Origin of the sequence: Devosia sp. (assembly GCF_041917035.1) — a bacterium.
In the GTDB taxonomy this organism is placed as follows: Bacteria; Pseudomonadota; Alphaproteobacteria; order Rhizobiales; family Devosiaceae; genus Devosia_A.
In genome coordinates, this window is sequence record NZ_JAYRYM010000158.1 from 1 (window position 1) to 9186 (window position 9186).

The 9186-nt window shown below is 66.5% G+C and carries 9 protein-coding genes; 4 read left to right on the forward strand and 5 right to left on the reverse strand.

What is annotated here, in order from left to right; translation table 11 throughout:
• From rfbD to ACE3TU_RS15200, 4 genes are all read right to left on the reverse strand, one after another.
• The coding region (gene rfbD, locus ACE3TU_RS15185) for a dTDP-4-dehydrorhamnose reductase (RefSeq protein WP_374625642.1) at positions 1-876 on the reverse strand (876 nt) is incomplete at its 3' end.
• Entirely contained in the window at positions 873-1931 is a 1059-nt protein-coding gene (gene rfbB / locus ACE3TU_RS15190; protein WP_374625644.1) for a dTDP-glucose 4,6-dehydratase, read from the reverse strand. The genes rfbD and rfbB, both read right to left, overlap by 4 nt.
• A 61-nt stretch (positions 1932-1992) precedes the next feature.
• The gene (locus ACE3TU_RS15195) at positions 1993-2889 is read right to left on the reverse strand and encodes a glycosyltransferase (protein ID WP_374625646.1); all 897 of its coding nucleotides are present in this window, start codon (positions 2887-2889) and stop codon (positions 1993-1995) included.
• 281 nt (positions 2890-3170) lie between these two features.
• Positions 3171-3926 (reverse strand): creatininase family protein, encoded by a 756-nt coding sequence (locus ACE3TU_RS15200; protein WP_374625648.1) that lies wholly within the window; start codon positions 3924-3926, stop codon positions 3171-3173.
• A gap of 131 nt (positions 3927-4057) precedes the next feature.
• On the opposite strand from ACE3TU_RS15200, the gene ACE3TU_RS15205 reads away from it, so the two are divergent.
• The 4 genes from ACE3TU_RS15205 to ACE3TU_RS15220 all read left to right on the forward strand — a co-directional run bounded on the left by ACE3TU_RS15205 (position 4058) and on the right by ACE3TU_RS15220 (position 8547).
• Positions 4058-4510 carry an RbsD/FucU family protein gene (locus ACE3TU_RS15205; protein ID WP_374625650.1) on the forward strand — a complete coding sequence of 151 codons (453 nt, stop codon included), beginning with the start codon at positions 4058-4060 and terminating at the stop codon, positions 4508-4510.
• Between the two features lie 281 nt (positions 4511-4791).
• Positions 4792-6417: an ABC transporter substrate-binding protein gene (locus ACE3TU_RS15210; protein WP_374625652.1), complete on the forward strand. Its 1626-nt coding sequence runs from the start codon at positions 4792-4794 to the stop codon at positions 6415-6417.
• A gap of 91 nt (positions 6418-6508) precedes the next feature.
• On the forward strand, positions 6509-7600 hold the full coding sequence (locus ACE3TU_RS15215) for a carbohydrate ABC transporter permease (protein WP_374625654.1): 1092 nt from the start codon (positions 6509-6511) through the stop codon (positions 7598-7600).
• A 74-nt stretch (positions 7601-7674) separates the two neighbouring features.
• Entirely contained in the window at positions 7675-8547 is an 873-nt protein-coding gene (locus ACE3TU_RS15220; protein WP_374625658.1) for a carbohydrate ABC transporter permease, read from the forward strand.
• A gap of 173 nt (positions 8548-8720) precedes the next feature.
• Here the strand turns inward: ACE3TU_RS15220 and ACE3TU_RS15225 are convergent.
• Positions 8721-9186: SIS domain-containing protein (locus tag ACE3TU_RS15225; protein WP_374625656.1), on the reverse strand; the 466-nt coding region annotated here is incomplete at its 5' end.

Genomic DNA, 9186 nt, shown 5'->3' on the forward strand with positions numbered 1-9186 from the left:
CAACAGGGTCTTGAGCGTGCTGGCGACGTCGTCGCGCCAGTCGGGCAGGTCGATGCCGAGCGCGTCGCGCAGCTTGCCGGTCGAAAGCCGCGAGTTGTGCGGCCGCCGCGCCGGGGTGGGGAAGGCGGAAGAGGGGACCGGCAGCACGGTCTCGGGGCGCGCCCGCAACGCCACGCCGGCAGCGGCCGCCGCGGCGATGATGAATCGCGCATAGCCGTTCCAGCTCGTCTCGCCCGCTGCCGTCAGGTGATAGATGCCGCCCGCCGGCGGACGATTGCCCGCCAGCCTCCTGATCAGCGTGGCGGTGGTTTCGGCGATCAGGCGTGCGCTGGTCGGGGCGCCGATCTGGTCGTCGATGACCTTCAGTTCGTCGCGGCTCTGGGCGAGGCTCAGGATCTTGGCGATGAAATTGCTGCCGCCCGGCGCATGCACCCAGCTGGTGCGGAGCACGAAATGCCCGCCCTCGGCGAGTACCGCGATCTCGCCGTCCCGCTTGCTGGTCCCGTAGACATTGAGCGGCGCCGTGGCGTCGGTCTCGACATACTGCGAGGGTTTCTCCCCGTCGAACACGTAGTCGGTGGAATAGTGGATCATCCGCGCCCCGGCCTCGGTCGCCGCCCGCGCCACTTCGCCCGGCGTCACCGCGTTGATCCGGCGCGCCCGATCCGGTTCGACCTCCGCCCGGTCGACCGCCGTGTAGGCCGCGGCGTTGACCACCAGGTATGGACGCTCGCGCCGGACCAGGGCCGCCGCCGCGCCCGGCTCTTCGAAGTCCGCGCCGGCCCGGCCGAAGGCCACCACCTCGCCCAATGGCGCCAGGGCCGCCAGCAGGGCGGTCCCGACCTGGCCATCGCGGCCGAATACGACCAGCTTCATCCGTACTGCCTCGCGATCCAGTCGCGATAGGCCCCGCTGGTCACGTCGGCCACCCAGCTTCGATTGTCGAGATACCAGTCGACGGTCGCCGCCAGGCCCTCGGCGAAGCGCACCGCCGGCCGCCAGCCGAGCTCCGCCGCGATCCGGCGCGCGTCGATCGCGTAGCGCCGGTCGTGGCCCGGGCGATCCGTCACGAAGGTGATCTGCCCGGCATAGGACTTTCCGTCGCCGCGCGGGTGTCGGGCGTCCAGCAGCGCGCAGATCATCCGCACCACCTCGATGTTCGGCATCTGGTTGTCGCCGCCGATATTGTAGGTCGCGCCCGGGCTCGCCGCCTCGAGCACCCGCCTGATGGCCGTGCAGTGGTCGGCCACGTGCAGCCAGTCGCGGACCTGCCGGCCATCACCGTAGATCGGCAGCGGCTTGCCCGCCAGCGCGTTGTTGATCACCAGCGGGATCAGCTTTTCGGGGAACTGGAACGGCCCGTAATTGTTCGAGCAATTGGTGACCAGCACCGGCAGGCCATAGGTCTCGTGGTAGGCACGCACCAGGTGGTCCGACGCGGCCTTGCTCGCCGCATAGGGGCTGTTGGGCCGGTAGGGGTTGGACTCGGCAAAGGCCGCCTCGTCGGGCGCCAGCGTGCCGTAGACCTCGTCGGTCGACACATGCAGCAGCCGGAATTCGGCGCGGGCGTCGCCGCTCAGCGTTCCGTGGTACGCGCGCACCGCCTCCAGCAGGGAAAGCGTCCCCATCACGTTGGTCTCGAAGAACGGCGCCGGTCCCGAGATCGACCGGTCGACATGGCTCTCGGCCGCGAAGTTGACCACCGCCCGCACGGTGTTCTGCCGAAGCACGCGGTCGACGAGCGGGGCATCGCCGATCGAGCCGCGCACGAACCGGTGCCGGGCATCGCCGCTCAGTTCACTCAGGTTGGCGAGGTTGCCCGCGTAGGTCAGCGCGTCCAGCGTCACCACCGGTTCGTCGCACTGCCGCAGCCAGTCGATGACGAAGTTCGAACCGATGAACCCGGCACCGCCGGTGACCAGGATCGTCATGCCGTCCATACCCCATCTTGCGGCCGGACCGTAGCCGCAAAGGTCGAGCGAAGAAAGGCCATCAGAGCTTGCCCATCATGCCCGCGACATAGAGCGATACCTGGCCGAAGACCGTCTGCCGATGCACGCCGGACCGCCACAGCTTGATCAGGCGGGCGATCGGGTTGCCCCGGCGCGCGTCCTTGAACCGGTCGAACAGCGCCACCGAGTCCGGTGTCAGCAGGTCGCGGCAGGCATCGAGCGCCTGCAGGTTGCTGTCCGTCCAGCCGGCGAACCGGCCATGCAGCGCGAACCGCAGCCGGTTGAAGCGCGCGCGCCACCCGGTATTGGCGCCGATGAGGTTGCGGTCGTGCTGCCGGTAGCGCACGTGCGGGACCTCCGAGTAGATCACCTTGCCGCCGGCTCCGCTGACGATCAGGTAGGCGAACCAGTCGTGGCTGACGAAATCGGTGCGAAGGGCGGCTTCCCGCAGCAGCGCAAAGGCCTCGGCATTCATCACCATCGTGTTGCCGCCGCCGATGCTCTGCACCAGCGCATTGGCAAATCCCGGGGCCCGCTGGAACAATGGCGACAGGCCGATATCGCGGCCCGCGGAATCGGTGAGAATGGTGCGCTCGCAATAGAGCGCCGGCCGATTGCCGTGCTGGCGCAGCGCCGCGATCGCGGCGGGCAGCTTGTCGGCGAGCCACACGTCGTCCTGGTCGCAGAAGGCGACGAAGGCGGCATCGATGTCCGCCGTGGCGATCAGCTGCCGATAGTTCGCCGAAAAGCCCCGCCCCGGTCCCGTGACGATGTGGAACGTCCCCTTGCCCCACCGGCCGGCCCATTGCTGCAGGCGCCGAGGCGTATCGTCGCCCGAGCCGTCGTCGGACACCCACATGTCGATGGCGGGCCAGTCCTGCTCGATCACCGATTGCAGCTGGTCGTCGACGAAGCGACCACCGTCGAGGGTCGTCATCAGGACGGCGACCCGGCTTGGCCCGGCTGCACGAACTGCCCCCTCGAACGCCATTCTCTTCTCCAGCCGCACACGAAAGGCCCGGCGTCCGCCGAGGCCGTCCGGCGCCACCACGCACTCGCCAGAACCGTGTCTGAACATATCCACGCCAAGTCAGGCGATCAAATGCGAAATCCAGGTCAGCGTGACATGGCCGTTATGTGTGACACGCAGGTAACGAAAGAAATCATGGTCCGGGTCGCCGGTTGACGTACGCGCTTCATTACTTGCAGAGCAAGAACTTATATTTTGTTCGGATTGCGCTGCAATACTGTGCGGAGTCGGGCAAGGATCATTTCAACTCCGCGTTGACCGAGTTCGCGCGAGGCCTCCGCAGCACTGCGCGTGTACCATCTGGACTGGTCAAGTCTGTCGATTTCCACCGCCTCGGGGCAGAGCGCCAGCATCAGCGAGGTTTCGCCGATCCCCGCATGGTCGAACGGGTAGGATTTGATCATCTCCGCATCTAGCAGCGGGTGCCCCTTGATCCAGTTGAAGGGGTCATCGCCACCGGCCTGCTGCTGGTAATAGTCGGCCATCGCACTGTTGCCCCACCAACCCTCGCCGCGCGTCTCTTCGAGGTACTTGAAGATCACCTGGCGCGCCGCGAACTTGAAGCTGAGGTCGGTGGGCATGCCGACCGCGAAATTCTCGCTCTGGTGGTGGATGATGAAGTGAATGTTGCGAAAGCCGATCCGCAACAGGCTGCGGAACAGGTCCGCCGCGAATGGCGCCAGCGCATCCTGCCCCACCTGGATGGAGCCGTTGCCTTCCGGCGGCTCCACCGCGTAGCTCGCGGCTCCGTAGTAGAAGGGCGGCAGGATCACCATGTCCGTCTCGCGCTCGATGAGTTCGAGCACCTTGATCACCACCAGCGTGTCCATGCCCACGGCCATGTGTTCGCCGTGGTATTCGAGCACGCCGAGCGGCAGCACGACGGGCCAGTTCTCCTCGATTGCCCGGCGGATCTGGTGGGGCAGCATCATCTCGTAACGCATCTCGACCTCCTTTGGGGAAGCTAGTCGTCCCCGCTTCGTCGTGCCAGTCTCCTCGCCGGGGCATCTCGCCGCGCGGGGGTCCCCAGCCCTCGCCGGCCATGCTAGGTCATCCCTGCAACAGGGAGGCAGCAATGCTCAAGGGGATAGATCCCATTCTCAACGCCGATGTTCTGCACGCGCTCAAGTCGATGGGGCACGGCGATGACCTGATCATCGCCGACATGAACTTTCCGGCCGATTCCATCGCCCGCCAGACGGTCTACGGCCGGCTGCTCAAGCTGGAGAACGTCACCGCCGGCCGGGCCGCGCAGGCCATCCTGTCGCTGATGCCGCTCGACAGCTTCGTGCCTCAGCCGGTGTTGCGCATGGAGATCGTCGGCAAGCCCGACGAGGTGCCTCCCGTGCAGGCGGAGGTGCAGGCCGCCATCGACGCGGCGGAGGGACGCTCCTGGCCCATGGGCTCGATCGAGCGCTTCGCCTTCTACGAGGCGGCCAAGCGATCCTACTGCGTCATCCAGACCGGGGAACGCCGCTTCTACGGCTGCTTCGTGCTGAAGAAGGGGGTCCTGCCACCCGATGCGTGAGCGGGAGCCGTCATTCATCGGCAAAACTTCTGTGCACTTACCAATGAATGGCGACCGGGCTTTCTGTCGCAACGCGAAGGAAGTCGGACCGGATCGTGTTGACTCCTAACATGTCACGTCCCTAGCATCGCGCCAGCTTCCGGCACGGAAACGGGAGCGCCTTGTGGAGGCCCGGCCGGTCGGGCGGTGCGGCAAGCGCCGCCATCGGCCCTCTCCACCGGGCGCCTGTGCCGGGCGCGTTACTCGTCGCTCGTAGGAGCGGCGCTCAATGGGAGGACAAGTTGAAAGTCGAACTGTACAACCACCTCGTGGCGAACCGCCGCAGCTTCATGAAGGGCGCTGCCGCTCTCGCTGCCGGCACCGCGCTGGGCAGCTCGCTGTCCGGCAGGGCGTTCGCGCAGGACAGCGTGCGCGCCCAGATTCTGCAGATTCCCGGCGTCGGCAAGGGCTCGCCCACCGATGCCGACTGGCAGAAGGTCGGCGAGCTCTGCCTCGCGGCGACCAAGGCCAATGTCGCCGAAGGCGAGTTCGCCGGCGTCGAGCTGACCTTCATGGGTCTCAACAACCAGAACCTGCACAACTTCCTGTTCCGCGGCTTCCTCAAGCCGTGGGAGGCCTATACCGGCGCCAAGATCAACTGGATCGACCTCGCCCAGGCCGACTACAATGCCCGCCTGCAGCAGTCGATCGCCACCGGTACGGTCGACTTCGACATCATCGAGATGGGCGCGCCCTTCGAGGGCGACACCGCCAGCAAGGGCCTGCTCGACGAGATGCCCGACTGGGTCAAGACCCAGATCGATGCCGAGGACCTGGTGAACTACCTCAAGCCGCCCGTTGGCTCGTGGGAGGGCAAGACCTACCGCATCACCATCGACGGCGATTGCCACACCTTCGCCTATCGCAAGGATTACTTCGGTGACGGCTCGATCACCGGCCTCGCCGACGTGCCGACGCATTGGGAAGACATCAATGCCATGTCGATCGCCCTTGCCGGCAAGAACGATCCGCTCACCGGCACCCCGGCCTACGGCTTCCTCGATCCGCTGAAGTACCAGTGGGGCGGCTTCGGCTTCTACTTCCTCGAGGACCGCGCCTCGGCCTACGCCAAGCACCCGGACGATCCGGCCTGGCTGTTCGACCCCGACACCATGAAGCCGCGCGTCAACAACCCGGCCTGGGTGCAGGCCATCCAGGACGTGATGGACCTGGTCAAGGCCAATGCCTATCCGCCGGATCAGCTGAACGCCGATCCGAACACCACTGCGTTCTCGCAGTTCCTCGGCGGCACCGGCGCCGCTCTCACCTGGTGGGGCGATGTCGGCTCCAACGCCCGTACCTCCGATACCTCGGTGGTCGGCGATGTCGTCGGCTTCTCGATCAACCCCGGTGCCAAGAAGGTCTACAACTCCAAGACCGGCGCCTGGGAGGAGAAGGAGAACTTCGCTCCCAACCTCGCCTATCTGGGCTGGGGCGTCTACGTGACCAGCCGCGTCTCGGCTGACGAGAAGAAGCGCAAGGCCGCCTGGTCGGCCGCCGCCCATCTCGGCGGCAAGGACCTGTCGCTGTGGACCGCCGCCTACCCGTCCGGCTTCCAGCCCTACCGCAACTCGCACTTCCAGTACGAGGAATGGGAAGCGGCCGGCTACGACCGGGCCTTCGTCGAGGATTACCTCGGCTCCAACGCCGACAGCTACAACCATCCCAATGGCGCGATCGAGCCCCGTATCCCCGGCATCTTCCAGTACTACTCGATCGCCGAGGACGAACTGGTCAAGGGCATCAACGGCCAGTACGCCTCCGCGCAGGAGACGGCCGATGCCATCGCCGCCGCCTGGGAGAAGATCACCGATCAGATCGGTCGCGACAACCAGATCGCGCTCTACAAGGCCTCGCTCGGCATGTAATGGCCGCGCGCGGCGCTGATTGACAACCCTCGGCTGGTGGCAGACCGTCACCAGCCGATTTAGTTCAAACGTGAATTCGACCGGGGCAGGGATGGCGTTCGCGTCCACCGATCATCGTGCAATTGCGCCGCTGCGCAGGGTCTGGGGCCGTGGCCTGATTGTCGGCGGCTCGCTTCTCTTCCTCGTCACCGCCCTGGCACAGGCGCTCAATTCGGCCGGCGTGCTGTCGCTCGGCTTCACCGACTGGCGCCCGACCCTGTTCGCCTTCCTGCTCTTTGCCGTGGCGCTCGGCGCCGGGCAGGTGCTGGCCCGCGGCCAGGCCGGGTGGCGGGCCCTGTTCATTCTGCCGGCCGGGCTCTTCACCCTCGCCATGGCGATCTTTCCGACCCTGTTCGGCTTCTCGATCGCCTTCACCGACTGGAACCTCGCCTCGCTGACCGGGCAGAAGTTCAACGGCCTCGACAACCTCTGGCAGCTGCTGCGCGACCCGTTCTACTGGAACGCCATGGTCAACATGGTGATCTACGTGCTCTTCGTGCTCGTCGAGTACGCCATCGCCTTCGGCCTCGCGCTGCTGCTCAACGCCGAGATCCGGGCGCGCAAGTTCTGGCGCGTCACCTTCCTCATCCCGCTGATGCTGTCGCCCGTCGCCGTCAGCTGGATGGTCGGCAAGTCGATGCTCGAATACCGCTTCGGGCCGGTGGCCCGCTTCGCGCGCTGGATCGGCTTCCAGAACCCGAGCTTCTTCACCGATCCGTGGGTGGCGCGCGCCTGGATCGAGATCATGGACGCCTGGGTCTCCATTCCCTTCGTCATGATCCTGATGCTGGCCGGCCTGCAGGCCATGCCCAAGGAGGTGATGGAGGCCGCGACCGTCGACGGCGCGACGCCGTGGCAGCGCTTCTGGAACGTCACCTTTCCGCTGATGCTGCCGGTGTCCCTGACGGCCATCGTGCTGCGCATCATCTTCAAGCTCAAGCTCGCCGACATCATCATCACCGTCACCTCCGGCGGCCCCGGCGGCGCGACCGACAGCGTCTCGAGCTTCATCTACCGGGAGTACCGGGACCGCTCCAATGTCGGTTACGGCACCATGCTCGCCATGTTCTATCTGGTCATCATCGTCGTGTTCATCACCACCCTGCTCAACCTGCTGTCCAGGCACATGCGGAGGATGACGTGATGGCGGGCGAGGCGACGGGCATGGCGACGGACACGGCGCTCACGCGTAGCCAGGGCGGCAGCGGCGGACGCCGCATGCGGCGCCTCCTCGGGCGGACCGGCATCTATGTGGCGCTGACCTTCTGGGCCTTCGTCTCGCTGTTTCCGGTCTACTGGACCATAACCACCTCGATGAAGGTGGCCAAGGACGTGCAGCTTGGCCGGCTGATCCCGTGGGTCGACTACCAGCCCAACTGGCTCGGCTGGCGGTCGCTCGGCCTGTCTCCCGACACGATCTTCAACGTCTCGACCGTGCGCGAGGAATTCCTCGACCGGTTCCTCAACTCGATCATCACCGCCGTCGGTGCGTCGACTCTCGCGGTCCTGATCGGTGCGCTGGCCGCCTACGGGTTGAGCCGCTTCCAGTACCGGTTCCTCTGGATGAAGAACCAGGACCTGAGCTTTTTCTTCCTCTCCCAGCTCATCCTGCCCCCCGTGGTGCTGGCACTGCCCTTCCTCGTGCTCTATCGCGAGCTGGCGCTGCTCGACTCCACCGTCGGGCTGATCCTGCTCTACACCCTGACCGTCCTCCCCATCGTCATCTGGATCATGAAGGACCAGTTCGACACCATTCCGATCGAACTCGACGAAGCGGCGCAGGTGGATGGTCTCGGCCCGTGGGGCACCTTCTTCCGCATCATTGTGCCGATGGCGCTCCCCGGCATGGTCGCCGCCTTCATCCTCTCGCTGATCCTGTGCTGGAACGAGTATTTCTTTGCCGCCCTGCTCACCGGCGCGGACGCCAAGACGCTGCCGGTGATGGTGGCCAGCCAGACCGGCTCGCAGGGCATCAACTGGTGGAGCATGGCCGCCCTCTCGGCCGCCGCCATCGCCCCGCTGGTCATCGTCGGCGTGCTGCTCGAGCGCTTCATCATCAAGGGCCTCACCGCGGGGTCGGTGAAGGGGTGAGGCGCGACCCGCGAGGGTCAAATCGGTCCGGTGGACCGATTTGAGCGCCGAACGCCCGAGCGCAAGCGAGGGCCGGCCGAGGCGCGACCCGCGAGGGTCAAATCGGTCCGGTGCACCGATTTGAGCGCCGAACGCCCGAGCGCAAGCGAGGGCCGGCAAAGGCGCGACCCGCCTCACTCCATGTTGGTGTGCCGCGCCCGCATGTCCTCGGCGGTGATGCCGGTCATCTCCTTGAGCTTGGCCACCATCACCTCGAAGACGAGGAACAGGGCGCCCTCGAAGGCCGAGCCCATCGGCAGGATGCGGCTCGCCGTCGCGCCGCGGTCGTCCGCCATGGTCTGCGCCGGGATCACCAGCAGGTGGTCGGCATGGCGCCTGAGCGCCGCCTCCGGCTGTGCCGTGATCAGCAGCACGGCCGCCCCGGCCCCGCGGGCGATCTTCATCAGCTCGCCCGCCGTTGCCAGGGCGCCCGGCCCCGACGAGACGACGAACAGGTCGCCTGGCCCCAGATGCGGCGTCGTCATGTCGCCCACCATCGAGACGTTCAGCCCCATGTGGAACAGCCGCATGCAGAACCCCCGCACCTGCAGGCCCTCGCGTCCCAGCCCGTGCAGAACGATCCTGTCGGCCTCCTCGACC

Bases quoted from the DNA above. Each gene is read 5' to 3' on its own strand.
- rfbB (WP_374625644.1), bottom strand. From the start codon at position 1,931: ATGACGATCCTGGTCACCGGCGGTGCCGGGTTCATCGGTTCGAACTTC.
- ACE3TU_RS15195 (WP_374625646.1), bottom strand. From the start codon at position 2,889: ATGACGACCCTCGACGGTGGTCGCTTCGTCGACGACCAGCTGCAATCG.
- ACE3TU_RS15200 (WP_374625648.1), bottom strand. From the start codon at position 3,926: ATGCGTTACGAGATGATGCTGCCCCACCAGATCCGCCGGGCAATCGAG.
- ACE3TU_RS15205 (WP_374625650.1), top strand. From the start codon at position 4,058: ATGCTCAAGGGGATAGATCCCATTCTCAACGCCGATGTTCTGCACGCG.
- ACE3TU_RS15215 (WP_374625654.1), top strand. From the start codon at position 6,509: ATGGCGTTCGCGTCCACCGATCATCGTGCAATTGCGCCGCTGCGCAGG.
- ACE3TU_RS15220 (WP_374625658.1), top strand. From the start codon at position 7,675: ATGCGGCGCCTCCTCGGGCGGACCGGCATCTATGTGGCGCTGACCTTC.